The sequence below is a fragment of the Mycobacterium shunyiense genome (assembly GCF_058270035.1).
Genome location: NZ_JBZDPT010000031.1, coordinates 367,875 through 385,717, shown reverse-complemented (window position 1 = coordinate 385,717; position 17,843 = coordinate 367,875). Strand labels below are relative to the sequence as shown.

The window sequence follows — 17,843 nt, the reverse complement described above, 5'->3', positions numbered from 1 at the left end:
GACCGCTAGTAATCCCCTCATCAACCCCCTGTTCGCCTCGTCTTCGTCGAGCACGTCGGCCCGGTCGGCCGCGTCTCGGAGAACAACTCAAACTACCGCGAGGATCGGCGCGTACAGCGGTGTCGTGGTGGCGGGATGGCTGGTCGCCGCGGTAGCCAGCGGCTATGGCGTCGCCGCGGCCGACACGACCGGTTCGGCATCGGATTCCTCGACGTCGGCGTCCTCTGGTGACTCGTCCCGCGGGGCAACGGCGGCCAAGCCTGAGTCCGGGTCCGCGAAGGGCGTCGCTTCCAAGCCGAGAAAGAGTGGGCCGCCGTCACTCGGTCTTGGCAAGGATTGGAGGCAGAAAGCCGGCGGGTCGAAGAGGCCGGGCAAGACGGCCACGACCAAGGAACTGGCGCCCGGAGTGACGGTGAGCAGCAGTGGAGGGGCACGCGACACCGCAGACGAGGCAGTGACCAGCATTGGGGCTCAGGAGGAATCGGCCAGTTCCGGCATGGCAGTTCCTGCGTCGGGACCCGTGCCATCGGTGCCCGCCACGACTGTTGACCAGCCGCTGGAGGTGGTGTCGTCGATAGCCGACAAGGTCCGATCGACCGTCTTGGATCTGCCGGGGATCAAGAACGCGCCGGAACGACCGGCAACAGACGTGGAGATGTCACACGTCTCGGATACCGCGCAGCCCTTGGCGTCACCGAGTCAGGTGAAACTCGGTGACAGGGTGAAGCAGTCGCTTGACCGGGTGGAGCGAGTGACCGGTGTGATCTCCGAGAAGGTGTCGGAGGAGATCGCCGACAAGCTCGCCGAGCCGAAGCCGGCTTCTACGGTGTATGAGGCCAAGGCGCTTGCGGTGTCGACAGCGAGTGATGTTCAGGTCGCGACGGCTGCGGTGGTGGCTCCGAAGAATCCGGTGGCCAACCCTGTCGAGGATGCGGCGGGGGTGCTCAACGGGATTGTCACGAATCTGTTGAATCCGTTCCTGGCGCCGTCGCCGGATTCTCCGGAGCCGTTTACGCCGATGGCGTGGGCGGTGTTGGGGTGGGTTCGGCGCAATCTGTTCAATCAGGCGCCGGTGGTGAGTAATCCGACGACGACGGTGCAGGCGGGTCAGACGGTGACCGGCAATATCGGGGTGACCGATGCCGAGGGTGACGCGTTGACCTACACCGTGACCCAACAGCCGCAGCACGGCACGGTGACCATCGATCAGGAGACCGGTGAATTCACCTACACTCCGGATGACATCAATTACGTGGCGGCGCAGACAGATACGTTCACCGTGTCGGTCACCGACGGCGACAAGATCAACCTGTTGGCTCTGTTCAAACCCCGCACTGCTCAGAAAGACGTCGATGTCACGGTGCTCAGCCCGGCTGTAGAGCGGGTGATCCTGGATCTTCCCGACGACATCACCAACCCGAACCGGCCGAGGTTCTCCGCGGACGGCAAATCGATCTACTTCGGGGCCACACCCGTAGCCGGCGGTCGCGACGAGGTGTACCAGATGAACATCGATGGCACCGACCTTCGATGCTTGACTTGTGGTGTCACGACGAGCGTTACCGACGATCTGCAGAAACCGCTTCCATTCGAAGACGGATCGGGCCGGGTGCTGATCCGGGTTACGTCCAGCACAGGTTCGTACACCTATGCGGTTCTGGAAGACGGTGTGAACGGAAGGGAACTGGTTCCCCTCACTACGCCGGACAGTCCGACATATGTCGTTGACCGGCAACGCGAAATGAAGATCTCGCCCGACGGGACCCACGTGTTGTTCAGCCGACTTGAATTGGGCACCAACGGTTACGTGGCAATCGTTCCAGTCGTTGGCAAGCTGGTCCGCACGGACAACGGGTACGTGATCGACGACGCACGTGTGGTTGCTCCCTATGGCGAGGGTAAGTCTTGGACGCCCGACGGCAAGAGCGTGATCATCATGGGCGGACAGTACGACGCTGGCAATGTCGACGCCATCAAGGTCGATCTCGCCACCGGGAACATCACCCGTGAGACAGCTGGTCTCGACTACGAGGAGAACGTCTTCGAATCGCCCAACGAACAGTGGATCGTCACCGGAAGCACGCGGGGGTTGAACGCCCTCACCCCGATGTCGCGGATCGCACGGCCGGCATTCCTGCCCGCCTACATCGTCGGACCGGTCTACAACGCCTATGCGTCTCCGGTGAATGTCTCCAATCAGGCCTGGGTGATCGCAGTCGGAGACGAGCTTGAGAGGGAGAACGGTCTCCCGCTGATCGTCGAAGGTGACGGGTACGCCGGTCAAAGCATGCCCGGTTGGAACAACGACGGAACGGCAGTTGCGTTCTGGGAACAGAGCAACGAAGACCCAACGGACACCCGGTTGGTCATTGCCAACCTGAAATACACGACGAGTGTGGGCCCCCTCCAAGGCGATAACAAGACTCCGGAATTGTCGTCGACGCTGCCCAAACTGAGCACCTACGTTCCCAGCGCGCCGGAACTTCCACCGACCGGTACCTATGCCGGCGCGGGTGGGGGCACCGCGGTGGTCAGCGAGGCCGCGGACACGACGAATCCGGGGCACACGATCCGCACTGTCACCTACACCGACTATGTCAACGAGGACGGGATGATCCTCAACGGCACCGAGGCCACCGACTCCACGGCCAACCAGTTGTACATCCACTACACCGCCGACGTCAGCGTGACCGGGACGCACACCGGCTACCTCAAGGGCGATGCCACCATCACCAACCGGCAGACATACAGCGGGTACATCACCTCCGATGTCGACGGCGACGTGCAGAGCATCTTGGACCAGAACGCGATCAACGAAGCGCAGCAGAACGTGTAGGCGTCGACGGTCCGTACTACCCCTTCGCCTCGACCACTCCGGCCAGTTCACTCAAGTGGACGCGCCGGAGTGGTTGGCGTGCAAAGGATTCAAGCTCAGCTCCGTCGTACATTCTGACATCTGGCCAATTCTGTCAATCGGCTTCCGGTCGTCAAGAAAAGTGCTGTGATTAAATTCGTCAACCCAATTAAACCTGCCCACAGGGCAACTGGAGTCACGCCATGACTGTTGTCAATCCGCTCTTCAATCCGCAATTCACTGCCCCTCCATCTCGCCGGACACTTCAGGCCACCGGGCGTATCGGTGCCTACAGCGGCATCGTGGTGACTGGTTGGTTGGTCGCGGCCGTCGCCTCCGGATACGGCGTCGCCGCGGCCGACTCGACCGGCACCTCCTCCTCGGATTCGTCGACGTCGACCTCCGCGAGCTCGGCGGCTGGTGAGACCTCGACGGGGCCGTCATCTGCCGGTGCGTCGGGCGAGAGCTCACCGGGCAAGGGCAGATCGTCGAACGGTCCCCGTAAGAGTTGGGCCAAGAAGACCACCAAGCCGAAGGTCGTCGGCGAGACGTCATCGACCAAGGAGTTGGCACCCGGGGTGACGATCAGCAGTAGCGGTGGGGCACAGAAGGAGCCGGGTCGGCCGGAGGGACTCGCCGGAGCGATCGATGCGCACCTGCAGGCGTTGTCGTCGATACCGGACAGGGTGCGCGAGAGCGTGCTGACCCGCAACGACGGCACGGAGAAGCCGGAGTTGTCGCTGCCGTCGCTCTCGCTGCCGGAAGTCTCGTTGCCGGAAGTCTCGCTGCCCGACGTCACGTCGCCTCGGGCCGCGGATGCTGTGGCGGACGCCGATTCGAAGACCGCGGCTCCGCTCGGGCCGGTCAAGCTCAGCGCCACCCTCGAGCGGTCGCTGGCGAAAGCCAAGGAGGTGACTGAGCGGGTCGAGCAGGTAACGGGGTCGATCAGCGAGAAGCTTTCGGAGCAGCTGAGCCAGAAGCTCGACGCGCCGATGCCGGCGGCTACTGCGCGCGAGGCCAGGACGCCGGCAGTGTCGAGTGCGGCGAATGTGCAGATTGCCACGGCTGCGGTGGCGCCGAGGGGTCAGGTGGCCACCCCTACCGATCCGGCGGGGGTGCTCAACGGGATTGTGGCGAATCTGCTCAACCCGTTCCTGGCACCGTCTCCGGATTCACCTGAGCCCTTCACCCCGATGGCGTGGGCGGTGTTGGGGTGGGTTCGGCGCAATCTGTTCAACCAGGCGCCGGTGGTCAGCAGCCCGACCACCACAGTGCAGACCGGTCAGACCGTCACCGGCAATATCGGTGTGACCGACGCCGAAGGTGACGAGTTGACCTACACGGTGACCGAGCAGCCGAAATACGGCACGGTGACGATCGACCAGGAGACCGGGGAATTCACCTACACCCCGGACGATATTGATTACGATGCGGCGCAGATGGATTCGTTCACCGTGTCGGTCACTGACGGGAACAAGGTCAACCTGTTGGCGCTGTTCAAACCACGCACCGCTCAGAACGACATCGACGTCACGGTGCTCAACCCCACCGTCGAGCGGGTGATCCTGAACCTGCCTGACGGCATCAAGAACCCGAACACCCCGCGGTTTTCGGAAGACGGCCAGTCCATCTACTTCGGGGCCACACCGGCCGAAGGGGGCCGCCAGGAGATCTACCGGATCAGCGTCGACGGCAACGAAGTCGAGTGCATCACCTGTGGTGTGTCGACTGAGGTCACCGGCGGCCTCGGTAGGGTTGTTCCCTTCCAAGATGGTTCGGGGCGACTGATGGTCCAGGTCACGACAAGTCCGAACTCCTATGTGGTCTACGAGGAGACGGCCGACGGCAAGCAGCTCGTTCCGGTCATCACACCCCCGGCGGGGGCGCGCGTCCTCGATCCGCAGCGCGAGATGCGGATCTCGCCCGACGGGACACACGTGCTGTTCAGCCAGATCCAGATGACCCCGCAAGGTCTTATCACCGCCGTGCCGATCGTCGGCAGGCTGGAGCGTACCGACGCCGGCTACGAGATCGCCGACGCCCGTGTGGTTTACCCGGTCGGCGAGGGCAAGCAGTGGACCCCCGACGGCAAAGGGGTGATCATCCTCGGTGGGCGGTATGAGGCCGGGAACGTCGACGACATCGTCGTCGACCTCGAGACGGGCGAAGTGACCCGCCTGACCGGCAACCTCGACTACGACGAGGACATCGACCTCTCGCCCAATGAACAGTGGATCGCGGTCGGAAGCACCCGTGGGTACGACGCGCTGACACCGATGTCGCGGATCGTGCGGCCGGCGTTCCTGCCGGCAGACATCCAGGGCGCGGTGTACGAGGCTTACCGAGGTACCGGGGATGGAACGAACATCTCGAACCAGGAGTGGGCACTGGCCGTCGAGGATGACCTTGAGGGCGAGAACGGAATCCCGCTGTTCGTCGACGGCGACGGATACACCGCCCGCAGCATGGCGAGCTGGAACAACACCGGCGATGCAGTCACGTTCTGGGAGGCCAGCCCCACCGGCGAATCCCGACTGGTGATCGCCAATCTGAATTACACGACCAGCGTCGGCCCGGTGGCCGGCGACCGGACGACGCCGGACCCGACGTGGGCCCCCGAACTCAAGACCTACGTTCCCAGCGCGGCCCCGCTGCCTCCCACCGGCACCTATGCCGGGGCCGGCGGTGGTACCGCGGTGGTCAGCGAGTCCACCGATCCGACGACCGGCCACATCGTCCGCACCGTCACCTACACCGATTACGTCAACGAGCAGGGAATGATCCTCAACGGCACCGAGTCGACCGACACCACCGCCAGTCAGTCATCCATCCGCTACCTCGCCGACATCACGGTGACAGGCGAACACACCGGATACCTCAAGGCGGACGCCACCATCAACAAGCTCCAGCGAACGATGACCGGCCACATCACCTCTGACCTCGACGGTGACGTAAAGAGTGTCAACGATCAGGACAGGATCGACGAGGACAGGGCGAATATGTAGTTGTGTCGGCGAGCGCTGTGACGAACGTGCAGGCTTTCGGCGAAAATTCGCCAAATGGCATGGATTTCCTGCACGATCGTCACAGTGTCGTGAGCCGGACATATGTCGGGGTCCCCGGGCGCGGCCGGGTCAGCGCATCCGCGCGACGATCTGGACCTCGACCAGCGCACCTGGGATCGCCAACTCGGTGACGCCCACAGCCGTCCAGGCCGGGTACGGTGCGGCCACGAACTCGTCCTTCACCTCACCGAAAGTCTGCACGTGTTGCTGCAGGCCGACGTGGTAGCTGGTGATGTCGACGACATCGGCGAAGGTCAGTCCGGCCTCCGCCAACAGTCCCTGCAGGTTCGAGAAGGCCTGGATGAACTGGGCCCGTGGATCCTCCGGAACGGACATGTCGGGGCGCATCCCGATCATCCCCGAGCAGCGCAGGTGATCGCCGTCGATCACCGCCGGCGAAAAGTGGTGCGCGTCGTACATCGGCCGCATCCATTCCGGTACAACGATTTTCATGGGCACCTTCCAGTGAAGAAACGCGAAAGCCCCTTATTTCCGGGGAAATAAGGGGCTTTCGCACTAGCTGAGGGAATTACACCCGCGCCTCGGCCGGCAGCGCCGCCAGGATGTCGTTGACGCGGTCGCGGGCGTCGCCGAACAGCATCTGGGTGTTCTCGCGGAAGAACAGCGGGTTCTGCACGCCGGCGTAGCCCGAGGCCATGGAGCGCTTGAACACGATGACGTTGTCGGCATTCCACACCGTGAGCACCGGCATGCCGGCGATCGGACTGCCCGGGTCCTCGGACGCGGCCGGGTTGACGGTGTCGTTGGCACCGATCACGAGCACGACGGAGGTGCCGTCGAAATCGTCGTTGATCTCGTCCATCTCGAGCACGATGTCGTAGGGCACCTTGGCCTCGGCCAGCAGCACGTTCATGTGGCCGGGCAGACGGCCCGCGACGGGGTGGATTCCGAAGCGGACATTGACGCCGCGCTCACGCAGCTTGCGCGTCAGGTCGGCCACGCCGTACTGGGCCTGTGCCACGGCCATGCCGTAACCGGGGGTGATGATCACCGAGTCGGCGTGAGCGAGAAGTTCGGCCGCGCCCTCGGCGTTGATCTCGCGGTGCTCGCCATAGTCCTTGTCCTCGGCCGGCCCGGCTTCGATGCCGAACCCGCCGGCGATCACCGAGATGAACGACCGGTTCATGGCCTTGCACATGATGTAGGACAGGTAGGCACCGGAGGAGCCGACGAGGGCGCCGGTGATGATCAGCAGGTCGTTGCCCAGCAGGAAGCCGGATGCCGCTGCGGCCCAGCCCGAATAGCTGTTGAGCATCGACACCACGACGGGCATGTCGCCGCCACCGATCGAGGCGACCAGGTGCCAACCGAGCAGCAGCGCGAGCACGGTGACGACGATGAGCAGCCACAGGTGCGGCTCGATCACGAACCAGACGGTCAGCGCAGCGAAAACCACCAGCGCACCGACATTGAGGAAGTTCTTGCCGGGCAGCATCAGCGGCGCGGACTTCATCCGGGCCGACAGCTTGAGGTTGGCCACGATCGAACCGGTGAAGGTGACCGCACCGATGAAGACGCCGATGAACACCTCGGCCGAGTGGATGCCGAGCATCTTCTCGCCGACGAGCTTCACCGCTTCGTCGCCGCCGAGGCTGTTCTCGACGTGCAGGTAGCCGTTCCAGCCGACCAGCACGGCGGCCAGACCGACGAAGCTGTGCAGCAGCGCGATCAGCTCGGGCATGCCCGTCATCTCGACGACCTTGGCGCGCCACAGGCCGATCGCGGCGCCGACGATCATGGCGACGACCAGCAGGGCCAGGCCCAGCGGCTCGATCTTGCGGTCGAAGGCCAGCGCGATGGTCGCGATCAGGGCGATGGCCATGCCGGTCATTCCGAAGGTGTTTCCGGCCCTTGACGTCTCGTGCTTGGAGAGGCCGGCCAGCGCAAGGATGAACAGCAGGGCCGCGACGACGTAGGCGGCCGAGGCAACGTTTTCTAGGGTGAACATGGAATCCGTTCCAAAGTTTCTGTGGGTAGGACCGTCAGCTGCGGGAGAACATCGCGAGCATGCGACGCGTCACCGCGAAGCCGCCGAAGACGTTGATACTGGCCAGCAGGATGGCCACGAAGGCAAGGGCGGTGATGGCGATATCGCCGTGGCCGATCTGCAGCAGGGCACCCACCACGATGATTCCCGAGATCGCGTTGGTCACCGACATCAGCGGGGTGTGCAGCGCGTGGTGCACATTGCCGATCACGTAGTAGCCGATCACGATCGCCAGCGCGAACACCGTCAGGTGGACCTGCAGCGCGGCCGGGGACATCGCGATCAGGGCGAAGATCGCGGCCGCGGCGCCGAACGTGACGCCCAGCCGGCGCCCGGTCGACATCGGCTGCTTCTCTTCCTTGACCACCGGGGCCGCTGCAGCCTGCTGGGCGGCCGGAGCGGCGGAGACCTGCACCGGTGGCGGGGGCCAGGTGGTCTCGCCGTCGCGCACCACGGTCATCGAGCGCTGCACCACGTCGTCCCAGTCGAGGACGACCTTGCCGTCCTTCTCCGGGGTCAGCAGCTTGAGCAGGTTCACCAGGTTGGTGCCGTACAGCTGGGAGGCCTGGGCGGGCAGGCGGCCGGCCAGGTCGGTGTAGCCGATGATGGTCACGCCGTTGTCGGTGACGATCGCCTGGTCCTTGACCGTGCCCTCGACGTTGCCGCCGTTGGCCGCGGCCATGTCGACGATCACGCTGCCGGCCTTCATCGAGGCCACCATCTCGGCGGTGATGATGCGCGGCGCGGGCTTACCGGGGATCAGTGCGGTCGTGACGATGATGTCGACGTCCTTGCACTGCTCGGCGTACAGGGCCGCTTCGCGGGCCTTGTAGTCGTCGTCCATCTCCTTGGCGTAACCGGTGGCCGAGACCTCGGCGGCCTCGTTGGCCACAGAGAGGTACTCACCACCGAGGGAGGCGACCTGATCGGCGACCTCGGGACGCGGGTCGGTGGCTCGCACGATCGCGCCGAGGCTGCCGGCAGCGCCGATGGCAGCGAGGCCGGCCACGCCGGCACCCACCACGAGGACCTTGGCCGGCGGGACCTTGCCCGCGGCGGTGACCTGACCGGTGAAGAATCGGCCGAATGCGTGGGCGGCCTCGACGACGGCGCGGTAACCGGCGATGTTGGCCATCGAGGACAGCACGTCCAGCGACTGGGCGCGCGAGATGCGCGGCACCGCGTCCATGGCCAGCACGGTGATCGGTCGGGTGGACAGCTTCTCGACCAGCTCGGGCTTGAGCCCGGGTGAGATCAAGCTCACCAGAGTCGCTCCGTCGCGCAGCTTGCCGATCTCGGCATCATCAGGTGCGTTGACCTTCAGCACGACGTCGGCGTCCCACGCGTCACCGATCTCGGCACCGGCGTCTACATAGGCGGCGTCGGAGAAGCTCGATGCAGCACCGGCGCCGGTTTCTACGACTACGGCATAGCCGAGCTTGATGATCTGCCCGACTGTCTGCGGGGTGGCGGCGACGCGCGTTTCCCCAGGTAGGGACTCGCGCGGGATCCCGATGAGCATCGAATCCGCTCCGTTCTATGTGTCCAGGCCTCTTCGTTCAGCCTGGAAGAGTGTCGCACTTGTGTTCAGATAACGCGCATGCCCCTTTTGGGGGATGTGACTGCTGGCCCTGGTGCGGCTACAGCCAGTCACGACGTTTGAACATCACATACAACAGGATGACCAGCACAACAATCAAAATGGAGCTGGCGACGAACCCCACGGCGGTGTTGATCCCGGGATACAGGACGTTCTGGCCGTAGAAGCCCGTGATGGCCGTCGGCACCGCGATGATGGCAGCCCAGCCGCTGAGTTTCTTCATCACGGTGTTGAGCCGCGCGTCCTGCAACGACAGGTTGGTCTCGAACACCGTGGTGACCATGTCGCGTAGCGATTCGGTCCATTCCGAGGCCCGCAGCACGTGGTCGTAGAGGTCGGCATAAAGCGGATCGAGCGCGGGTTCTGTTGACGAGTCCAACCGCCGGTGCTGGATGGTGCTGACCACCTCACGCATGGGCAGCACCACCCGGCGCAGGTCGACCAGGTCCTTGCGCAGCTGGAACGTGCGTCGCTGGAGGCCGCGTCGTGGACCGCCGTCGGCGAACAACTCGTCCTCGAGCCCTTCGATGGCATCGTCGAGCGCTTCGACGGCCTCGAAGTGTCCGTCGACGACGACGTCGAGCAGCGCATGGACCAGTGACCCGACGCCGTACCGCTGTCCACCGAGGTCGTCGAAGCGCCGCGACACCTCGCTGATGTCGAACTCGGTGGACTCACCGTTGAAGCTGGGCAGACGCACGGTGATCAGACCTCGGGGCAGGACGAATGCCGAGATGCGATGTTTGATCAACAGCGATGTGTCGGGTGTCGTGTCCGGCTCCGGCTCCCGGGTGTCGACGGCGTACACCGTGAAGAACGTATGTGTTTGGTACACAGAGGTTTTCGTGCGTTCCTTGGGCGCGACGGCATCCTCGACCGCCCACATGTTGAGCCCGAGCTCGGTGGCCAGTTCACGGAGTGCCTCGTGATCGGGGTCGTAGATGTCAGCCCAGACGAGCGTGTCCTCGTCGGCCAGACAGTCCGAGATATCCGTGAACTTGAAGGCGTCCACCGACTGTCCGGACCGCCACACCCGTCCCTGCACCTGTCTCACGATGAACCAGTCAAGCACCGCGGGATCGTTGTAGCGGTCATTCGCCCCAGTCGGTTGGTCGGTCAGTCGGTTCCGATGGCCACCATCGGAAGTAGGTACCTGCGCACGTACTCGCGGGTGTCGTCCAGGCTGGTCAGTTTGATGCTGGTGTGCGGGGTGACGATGAACGACAACGTGAGTCGGGTGTGCAGCTCGGCCACGGTGCGGATGTGACGTTCCTGCTCCGGGGTGGTTTCGCTGGTCCCGTACACATCGGTGCGTAGCTGCGCAGCCGAGTAATCCGTCGCGAAATCGATGATGGCTCCGGCGTCGATGGTGAGACTGGGCAGGATCGTCTCGGGTTCGGTCCGGAGCAGCTTTTTGAGCAGGGCGTGGTCCCGTAGGAAGGTCACCGTGAAGACGGTTTCGTAGACCATGCGGTCTTCGAGAGTGTCCGCGTGGGCACGAGCCTGTGCACTGCCGTCGAGGTAGCGCCGTGCCTCGGACAGCACCACCGCGTCGATCAGCACGTCCTTGGTGGGGAAGCGGCGGTAGAGCGTCGCCCGCCCGACCCCGCTGCGACGCGCGACATCTTCCATGGTGGTGCGCCGAATGCCGACCAACTCGGCCTGTTCCAGTGTCGCGCTCAAGATGCGCCCGGTGATTTCGTCGGGGTCTCGTACGCGGGCCAGGACCGCGGGATCCGGTTCGGCGAGTCGCCGCACGAAGTCCGCTGTTCGAGTTGATGTCACCGAACTACTCCTTGCCCGCGTCGATCGATCGTCGTAGCCTAGCCATCGAGACGGGTGAGACGATGAGCGTCTAAATGTCTCGCAAGTCTCATTCTAGGGTTCCGGCCGAGCGAGGGGCGCGTTATGGACATCAAGCTGTGGACGAGATGGTTCGCACTGCACGCAGTGCCGAAGGCGTTCATGTCGGTGCAAGGGCGGGCGGGCAATCCGATGGGCGCGCTGATCTCCAGCCACGGCAAGGGCATCGACCCCTATCCGTTGATGGAACAGATCCGCCGACGTGGTCCGTTGGTGAAGACCCCGTTCGTCTGGGTCACCGCCGACCACGGGGTCTCCCGGGAGGTGCTGCGGGACAAGAGGTTCGGCGTTACCGCACCCACCGGGATGGGGATGCCGAAACCGGTTCAGCAGCTGCTGGACCGGACCGATCCCAAGGTGGCGAATCCGGTCGAGCCGCCCGCGATGGTCATCGTCGACCCGCCCGCGCACACGCAGTACCGGCAGCTGGTCGCGCAGAGTTTCACTCCGCGCGCGATCGACAAGCTCGACGCCAGGGTGGCGCACGTGACTGCCGAACTCATCGACCGGCTGGCGGGTACGCCCCGTCTCGATCTGATCGCGGACTTCGCCGCCGTCCTCCCGGTTGCCATGATCGCCGAGATCCTCGGGCTGTCCGGCGAATCCCGCGCGCAACTGCTCGAGTGGGGTCACGATGGGGCGCCGCTGCTCGACGTCGGGATCCCGTGGCGGACCTACCGTAGGGGTATCGACGGCATGCGCGGTCTCGGCGCATTCCTCGCCGAGCACTTCGACAAGGTCCGTGCCGGCGCCGCCGAGGACAACCCGTTCACCAAGATGGCCGCCGACCACACGCTGACAGACCACGAACTCGCGGCCAACGCAGCACTTCTCATCGGCGCGGGCTTCGAAACCACGGTCAACCTCATCGGCAACGGGATCGTGCTGTTGCAGCAGCACCCCGATCAGCTCGCCCTGCTGCTCGACAATCCGGACCTGTGGCCGGCTGCGGTGGAAGAGATCCTGCGTATCGAGAGCCCGGTGCAGATGACCGCGCGCACCGCACAGTGCGACGTGGAGATCGAGGGTCGACGCGTTCGTGCCGGGGACATGGTCGCGGTGCTGCTCGGCGGCGCCAATCGCGATCCGCGGGTGTTCGCCGAACCGGAGCGTTTTGACGTGACCCGCTCCAACGCCCGCGAGCATCTGGCATTCGCTTCGGGTATCCACGCCTGCCTTGGGGCGGCCCTGGCCCGCATCGAGGGGTCGACCGCGCTGCGCGCACTGTTCGAGGCCTATCCGGACCTGCGCCTGACCGAGGCCCCGCGCCCGCGGGGTCTGGTCAATCTGCACGGATATGTGAAGCTGCCCGCCCTGCTGGGGTCCAGGCGCACCGAGCCGGCCAGTCTGGTCTGCTGAGCTCGGTACTCTCGATGTGGACCTGCCCGATCTTGAACGCGAGGCCCACACCCCCATGACGGATTCCCCACTCGACGGACTGATGGCGCGCGTCGGCGGTGTCAGCGGCATGGTCTACTCGGCGCTCCCGGTGACCGTGTACGCGACGGTCTCGGCGCTGTCGGGACGGGTGCCTGCGATCATCTCCGCGCTGGTGACGGCGGCCCTCGTATTCGGTTGGCAGTTGATGCGGCGCGAATCGATCAGGCCCGCACTGTGGGGATTCGTCGGGGTGGCGGCCTGCGGGCTGCTGGCCCTGGTAACCGGCCAGGCCAAGGACTTCTACCTCCCGGGTATCTGGATGTCGTTGGCATCGGCCATCGTGATGACCGGCTCGATCCTGGTCAGGCGTCCCCTCGTCGGGGTGATCTGGGCCTGGGCCACCGGTCGCGACAGCAGCTGGCGCAGGGTCCCCGGGGTGCGGCTGGTCTTCAACATCGTCACCGCAATCCTGGCGACAGTGTCCTGGTCGCGATTCCTGGTGCAGAACTACCTCTACGACACGGGGCAGGACGGACTGCTGGCAGTGGCGCGGCTGGCAATGGGCTGGCCGTTGTTCGTGGTCACCACGACGCTGGTCCTGCTCAGCGCCCGGTACGCCATCCGGGCGCTGCCGCGTTCGGCATCCTGACCGGAGCCGCTCCTCAGCTGTACTTGTAGAAGCCCTCGCCGGTGGCCAGGCCCAACTTGCCTTTGTCGATGTAGTTCTCTTTGAGCCACGCGGCGAGCTTCTGAGCTTCGGCGTCTCCGTTGGCCATGATGTTGTACGGCGTTGTGAGGCCGATGATGTCGTAGATCTGGAACGGTCCGACGGGTGCGCCGGTGGCGATCCGCCAGGTGTCGTCCACGGCGCTGGGGTCGGCGTAGCCGCCGGCCGCGAGCTCGGCAGCCGCATTGAGGAACGGCACCAGAAGTGAGTTGAGGACGTAGCCGGCCTTCTCCTTGTGCAGTTCGATGGGCACCATCCCGATGGCCTTGGCGAAGTCGACCACTGCGGCGAATACCGCCGGGTCGGTGTCGGTGGTCCCCATGATCTCGGCGGTGTTGAACTGCCACACGCGATTTGCGAAGTGCAGGGCCAGAAACTTGTCGGGGCGGCCGGTGGAGTCCTTGAGATCGCTGGGCAGCAGCGTGGAGGAGTTGGTGGCGAAAATGGTCTTGGCCGGGGCGAGTTCCCCGAGCTTCTGGTAGGTGTCCCGCTTCAGATCGAGGATCTCCGGGATCGCCTCGATGACCAGATCGGCGTCGGCCACCGCGTCCTTCAGATCGGAGGTCAGCGTGAGCCGGCCCAACGCTTCCTGGGCCTTGCCGTCACGCGCGTCGGGTACCTCGTTGGCGTAGGTTTCGGCCAGCTTCGCGAACCGGTCCTTGGCCGCTTCGAGGACCTTGTCGTCGATGTCGTAGGCCGTGACGGTGAAGCCTTTGAACGCGGATTGGAACGCGATCTGGGAACCGAGCACTCCGGTCCCGAGCACGGTCACCTTCTTGATGGAGTTCGTCATGAAGCCTCTCCTTCTCGTGGTGTTTTGGTTGTCAGGAACCCCAACACGATCTGGTTGATCTGCTGGAGCAGTTCGTGGGCGCCGTCAGCACCCCACTTCACGCCGGTCGACGGTTGGACCACCAGGAGATGCAGTGCAGCGAAGACGCTTCTGGCGGCGCGGTCGGCGTCGGCCCGCAACTCGTTGTCGGTGGCCGGATCGGCCGGGTGACAGCGCATCAGGCGCGCGGCGATCGCATCCTCGAGCCGCATGACGTGGTCGAGGCCCTCGGCACGGAAACGCTCGGTGGGGGAGCCGAACAGCAGTTCGCGCTGGTAGGCCGTTGCATTTCCGGGTTGCCGTGCGGCCTCGGTGATCACGGGTGCCACCATCGCGAACACGGCAGCGCTCGGATCGTCGATGTCGGCCGCGTTGCGCATGCCGGTCTCGATGGCCTGCCGGAACTGGTCGTTGTAGACCATCAGCAGCAGCTCGGCTTTCGACGACGCGTAGCGGAACAGGGTGCCTGCCGCGACGTCGGCGCCCTCGGCGATCTGGGCCACCGTGACGGGCTCGAATCCGTGCGCCTCGAACAGTGAACGTGCGGCAGCGAAGATCCGCTGCTGCTTGTCCTGCATGTTGCGCGTCCGTCGGCCGGTCATCATCACCTCGCTAATGAGTGCGCTCATTAATGAACGTACTCACTAATCGTGGGTGATGTCAACCGGCGTGAATAAACTCAGCCCGATTTCAGACCTTCACCGCACCGGTGCTCGCCGGTACCAATACCCAGGTGAACGGATCACTGCCCGGTTGCTGTCGTCGCTGAAGCCCATCGCCACCCCACTACCTTCAGCAACAGAAAGCTGTCCACAGTGTCTGTGTTCGTCGACATCGTTCCCCCCGAGGCCGAAGCCGGTCCACCGCGCGCGGTCAGGCCGTCAAACCGATGGCGCACCCTGCTGACCACGTCCGCGCTGCCACTGCTGTCGGTGGTCCTGTTCTTCGTGGTGTGGCAGGTGGTGGCCTGGGCAGGCATCTGGAACCAGACGTTCGTGCCTTACCCGTCGGCGGTCTGGCGGGCCTTCGTCGACGTCTCGACCACTCATGACGGCGCACGCGGCTATGCGGGGTACCTGCTCTACGAGCACCTGTACATGACGCTGCGCCGGGTACTGGCCGGCGTGGTGATCGGCGTGGTGGCCGGCGTTCTCCTGGGCCTGCTGATGGGTTCGGTCGGATGGCTGCGCAGCGTGCTCGAACCGTGGCTGACCTTCCTGCGGGCGCTGCCGCCGTTGGCGTACTTCTTCCTGCTGGTGATCTGGCTCGGGATCGACGAGGCGCCCAAGATCACGCTTCTCGCTCTGGCCGCACTACCGCCGGCCGCCGTGGCCACCACGGCCGCCGTGGTCGCTGCCCCCGTCGGTCTGCAGGAAGCTGCGCGGGCGTTGGGCGCCACCCGGGCACAGGTCATCCGCGACGTCGTGGTGCCCTCGGCGCTGCCGGAGACCTTCACCGGGATCCGGTTGGCCGTGGGGATGGCGTACTCGTCGGTGGTGGCCGCCGAACTGTTCAACGGCATCCCCGGCATCGGTGGATTGGTCAAGGACGCAAGCAATTACAACAACACACCGGTCGTACTGGTCGGGATCTTCGCCATCGGGATCTCGGGCTTGGTGATCGACGGAGGTCTGCGGGCTGTCGAACGACGGGCCGTTCCATGGAGAGGGAAGATATGAGATTGACGAAGCTGCTCACAGTGCTGGCTGCCGCGACGGTGGCCCTGGCCGGTTGCGCGGTGGACCACTCCGGGGAGAAGTCCGACAAACCCACCATTCGTGTTGGATACCAGTCCTTTCCGAGCGGCGATCTGATCGTCAAGAACAACAAGTGGCTCGAAGAGGCCCTGCCCGACTACAACATCAAGTGGACGAAGTTCGACTCCGGGGCCGACGTGAACACCGCATTCATCGCCAAGGAACTGGACTTCGGTGCCCTGGGCTCGAGCCCGGTCGCCCGCGGTTTGTCGGCGCCGCTGAACATTCCGTACAAGGTGGCGTTCGTGCTCGACGTCGCCGGCGACAACGAGGCGCTGGTGGCTCGTGACGGCGCCGGCGTCAACTCGATCGCCGACCTGCGGGGCAAGCGTGTCGCCACGCCGTTCGCGTCCACCGCGCACTACAGCCTGCTGGCAGCGCTGGCGCAGAACGGCTTGTCGCCCAACGATGTCCAGCTGATCGACCTGCAGCCGCAGGCCATCCTGGCGGCCTGGGACCGGGGCGACATCGCCGCGGCGTACAGCTGGCTGCCCACACTGGACCAGCTGCGCAAGACCGGCAAGGATCTGATCACCAGCCGGCAGCTGGCCAAGGACGGCAAGCCGACGCTGGACCTTGCCGCCGTGTCCGACGAGTTCTCCACCGCCCACCCTGAGGTGGTCGACATCTGGCGTCGGCAGCAGGCCCGCGCGCTGAACGTCATCAAGGACGATCCGCAGGCTGCGGCCAAGGCGATCGCCGCCGAGGTCGGTCTGAGCCCCGAAGATGTTGCCGGACAGCTCAAGCAGGGCGTCTACCTGACGCCGGCCGAGGTGGCATCTCCCGAGTGGCTGGGTACCGATGGCGCACCGGGCAACATCGCCGCCAACCTGCAGAGCGCATCGCAGTTCCTGGCCGATCAGAAGCAGATCCCCGAGGCCGCTTCGCTGCAGGTCTTCAAGGACGCCATCTACACGAAAGACTTGCCGGATGTCCTCAAGCAGTGACGCATCGGGCGGCCTGAAGATCAAGAACGTCGCCCATCGGTACAGGCGCGGCTCGGACGAGGTGACCGCGCTCGGACCGGTGGATCTCGATGTCGATCCCGGTTCGTTCCTGGTGCTGGTCGGGGCGTCTGGGTGCGGCAAGAGCACGTTGCTGCGGCTGATCGCCGGTTTCGAGACCCCCTCCGAAGGGGAGGTCGAGGTCTCCGGCTCCCGCCCCACGCCCGGTGTCACCTCGGGTGTGGTGTTCCAGCAGCCGCGGCTGTTTCCGTGGCGCACGGTGGGCGGCAACGTGGATCTGGCGCTCAAGTACGCCGGCGTGCCGCGTGAGCGACGGACCGAACGGCGCGAGGAACTGCTGGAGCGGGTAGGTCTGGAAGGCACTGCCAAGCGCAAGATCTGGGAGATCAGCGGCGGTCAGCAGCAGCGTGTCGCGATCGCGCGAGCGCTGGCCGCCGAGACCCCGCTGTTCCTGTTGGACGAGCCGTTCGCGGCCCTGGACGCGCTGACCCGTGAGCGCTTGCAGGAGGATGTCCGTCAGGTCAGTGCCGAGTCCGGCCGCACCACGGTGTTCGTGACGCACAGTGCCGATGAGGCGGCGTTCCTGGGTTCGCGGATCGTGGTGCTGACGCGTCGACCGGGCAAGATCGCGTTGGATCTGCCGGTGGACTTGCCGCGCACCGGCGTTGATGCGCACGAACTGCGACGCTCACCCGAATACCTCAAGTTGCGTACCGACGTGAGCGAGGCAGTCAAACTCGCTGCCGCATAGGTCGTTTCATCTCGAAAATGACGCGATGGTCGTAAACTTTC

The 17,843-nt window shown here is 65.0% G+C and carries 14 protein-coding genes; 7 read left to right on the top strand and 7 right to left on the bottom strand.

All coding sequences use genetic code 11. From position 1 onward, the window contains the following. Window positions 1–127: 127 nt before the first annotated feature. On the top strand, window positions 128–2,836 hold the full coding sequence (locus tag AC4ELS_RS18985; protein ID WP_499048605.1) for a cadherin-like domain-containing protein: 2,709 nt from the start codon (window positions 128–130) through the stop codon (window positions 2,834–2,836). Window positions 2,837–3,057: 221 nt separating this feature from the next. Further along, window positions 3,058–5,859 (top strand): cadherin-like domain-containing protein, encoded by a 2,802-nt coding sequence (locus AC4ELS_RS18980; protein WP_499048602.1) that lies wholly within the window; start codon window positions 3,058–3,060, stop codon window positions 5,857–5,859. A gap of 129 nt (window positions 5,860–5,988) precedes the next feature. On the opposite strand, the gene AC4ELS_RS18975 is transcribed toward AC4ELS_RS18980, so the two are convergent. The 5 genes from AC4ELS_RS18975 to AC4ELS_RS18955 form a co-directional block, all read right to left on the bottom strand. Continuing rightward, window positions 5,989–6,372: a RidA family protein gene (locus AC4ELS_RS18975; RefSeq protein WP_064878563.1), complete on the bottom strand. Its 384-nt coding sequence runs from the start codon at window positions 6,370–6,372 to the stop codon at window positions 5,989–5,991. Between the two features lie 76 nt (window positions 6,373–6,448). Then, window positions 6,449–7,888 carry a Re/Si-specific NAD(P)(+) transhydrogenase subunit beta gene (gene pntB / locus AC4ELS_RS18970; protein ID WP_463791602.1) on the bottom strand — a complete coding sequence of 480 codons (1,440 nt, stop codon included), beginning with the start codon at window positions 7,886–7,888 and terminating at the stop codon, window positions 6,449–6,451. A gap of 34 nt (window positions 7,889–7,922) precedes the next feature. Beyond that, window positions 7,923–9,449 (bottom strand): Re/Si-specific NAD(P)(+) transhydrogenase subunit alpha, encoded by a 1,527-nt coding sequence (locus AC4ELS_RS18965; RefSeq protein WP_064878558.1) that lies wholly within the window; start codon window positions 9,447–9,449, stop codon window positions 7,923–7,925. A gap of 118 nt (window positions 9,450–9,567) precedes the next feature. Next, the gene (locus AC4ELS_RS18960; RefSeq protein WP_064878658.1) at window positions 9,568–10,581 is read right to left on the bottom strand and encodes a magnesium transporter CorA family protein; all 1,014 of its coding nucleotides are present in this window, start codon (window positions 10,579–10,581) and stop codon (window positions 9,568–9,570) included. Window positions 10,582–10,643: 62 nt separating this feature from the next. Beyond that, the gene (locus AC4ELS_RS18955; RefSeq protein ID WP_064878556.1) at window positions 10,644–11,312 is read right to left on the bottom strand and encodes a TetR/AcrR family transcriptional regulator; all 669 of its coding nucleotides are present in this window, start codon (window positions 11,310–11,312) and stop codon (window positions 10,644–10,646) included. Window positions 11,313–11,435: 123 nt separating this feature from the next. On the opposite strand from AC4ELS_RS18955, the gene AC4ELS_RS18950 reads away from it, so the two are divergent. Next, the gene (locus AC4ELS_RS18950) at window positions 11,436–12,749 is read left to right on the top strand and encodes a cytochrome P450 (protein WP_448444293.1); all 1,314 of its coding nucleotides are present in this window, start codon (window positions 11,436–11,438) and stop codon (window positions 12,747–12,749) included. 55 nt (window positions 12,750–12,804) lie between these two features. After that, on the top strand, window positions 12,805–13,419 hold the full coding sequence (locus AC4ELS_RS18945) for a DUF3159 domain-containing protein (RefSeq protein ID WP_064878552.1): 615 nt from the start codon (window positions 12,805–12,807) through the stop codon (window positions 13,417–13,419). 13 nt (window positions 13,420–13,432) lie between these two features. Here the strand turns inward: AC4ELS_RS18945 and AC4ELS_RS18940 are convergent, their stop codons facing one another. After that, complete coding sequence (locus AC4ELS_RS18940; protein WP_499048599.1) at window positions 13,433–14,290, bottom strand: 3-hydroxyacyl-CoA dehydrogenase; 858 nt, start codon at window positions 14,288–14,290, stop codon at window positions 13,433–13,435. Further along, window positions 14,287–14,958 (bottom strand): TetR/AcrR family transcriptional regulator, encoded by a 672-nt coding sequence (locus AC4ELS_RS18935; protein WP_498884599.1) that lies wholly within the window; start codon window positions 14,956–14,958, stop codon window positions 14,287–14,289. Before AC4ELS_RS18935 ends, AC4ELS_RS18940 begins: the two co-directional genes overlap by 4 nt. 186 nt (window positions 14,959–15,144) lie before the next feature. Between AC4ELS_RS18935 and AC4ELS_RS18930 the strand changes: the two genes are divergently transcribed. The 3 genes from AC4ELS_RS18930 to AC4ELS_RS18920 are packed head-to-tail and all read left to right on the top strand — an operon-like array spanning window position 15,145 to window position 17,802. After that, a complete protein-coding gene (locus tag AC4ELS_RS18930; RefSeq protein ID WP_448444285.1) occupies window positions 15,145–16,008 on the top strand; it encodes an ABC transporter permease in 864 nt (287 codons plus the stop codon). Then, on the top strand, window positions 16,005–17,033 hold the full coding sequence (locus tag AC4ELS_RS18925; protein WP_499048596.1) for a taurine ABC transporter substrate-binding protein: 1,029 nt from the start codon (window positions 16,005–16,007) through the stop codon (window positions 17,031–17,033). Before AC4ELS_RS18930 ends, AC4ELS_RS18925 begins: the two co-directional genes overlap by 4 nt. Continuing rightward, a complete protein-coding gene (locus tag AC4ELS_RS18920) occupies window positions 17,017–17,802 on the top strand; it encodes an ABC transporter ATP-binding protein (protein ID WP_498884596.1) in 786 nt (261 codons plus the stop codon). Before AC4ELS_RS18925 ends, AC4ELS_RS18920 begins: the two co-directional genes overlap by 17 nt. Window positions 17,803–17,843 lie beyond the last annotated feature (41 nt).

Coding starts and splice junctions, on each gene's coding strand:
- AC4ELS_RS18940 (WP_499048599.1), bottom strand. CDS start 14,290: ATGACGAACTCCATCAAGAAGGTGACCGTGCTCGGGACCGGAGTGCTC.
- AC4ELS_RS18950 (WP_448444293.1), top strand. CDS start 11,436: ATGGACATCAAGCTGTGGACGAGATGGTTCGCACTGCACGCAGTGCCG.
- AC4ELS_RS18920 (WP_498884596.1), top strand. CDS start 17,017: ATGTCCTCAAGCAGTGACGCATCGGGCGGCCTGAAGATCAAGAACGTC.
- AC4ELS_RS18945 (WP_064878552.1), top strand. CDS start 12,805: ATGACGGATTCCCCACTCGACGGACTGATGGCGCGCGTCGGCGGTGTC.
- AC4ELS_RS18980 (WP_499048602.1), top strand. CDS start 3,058: ATGACTGTTGTCAATCCGCTCTTCAATCCGCAATTCACTGCCCCTCCA.
- AC4ELS_RS18975 (WP_064878563.1), bottom strand. CDS start 6,372: ATGAAAATCGTTGTACCGGAATGGATGCGGCCGATGTACGACGCGCAC.
- AC4ELS_RS18935 (WP_498884599.1), bottom strand. CDS start 14,958: ATGAGCGCACTCATTAGCGAGGTGATGATGACCGGCCGACGGACGCGC.
- pntB (WP_463791602.1), bottom strand. CDS start 7,888: ATGTTCACCCTAGAAAACGTTGCCTCGGCCGCCTACGTCGTCGCGGCC.
- AC4ELS_RS18925 (WP_499048596.1), top strand. CDS start 16,005: ATGAGATTGACGAAGCTGCTCACAGTGCTGGCTGCCGCGACGGTGGCC.
- AC4ELS_RS18965 (WP_064878558.1), bottom strand. CDS start 9,449: ATGCTCATCGGGATCCCGCGCGAGTCCCTACCTGGGGAAACGCGCGTC.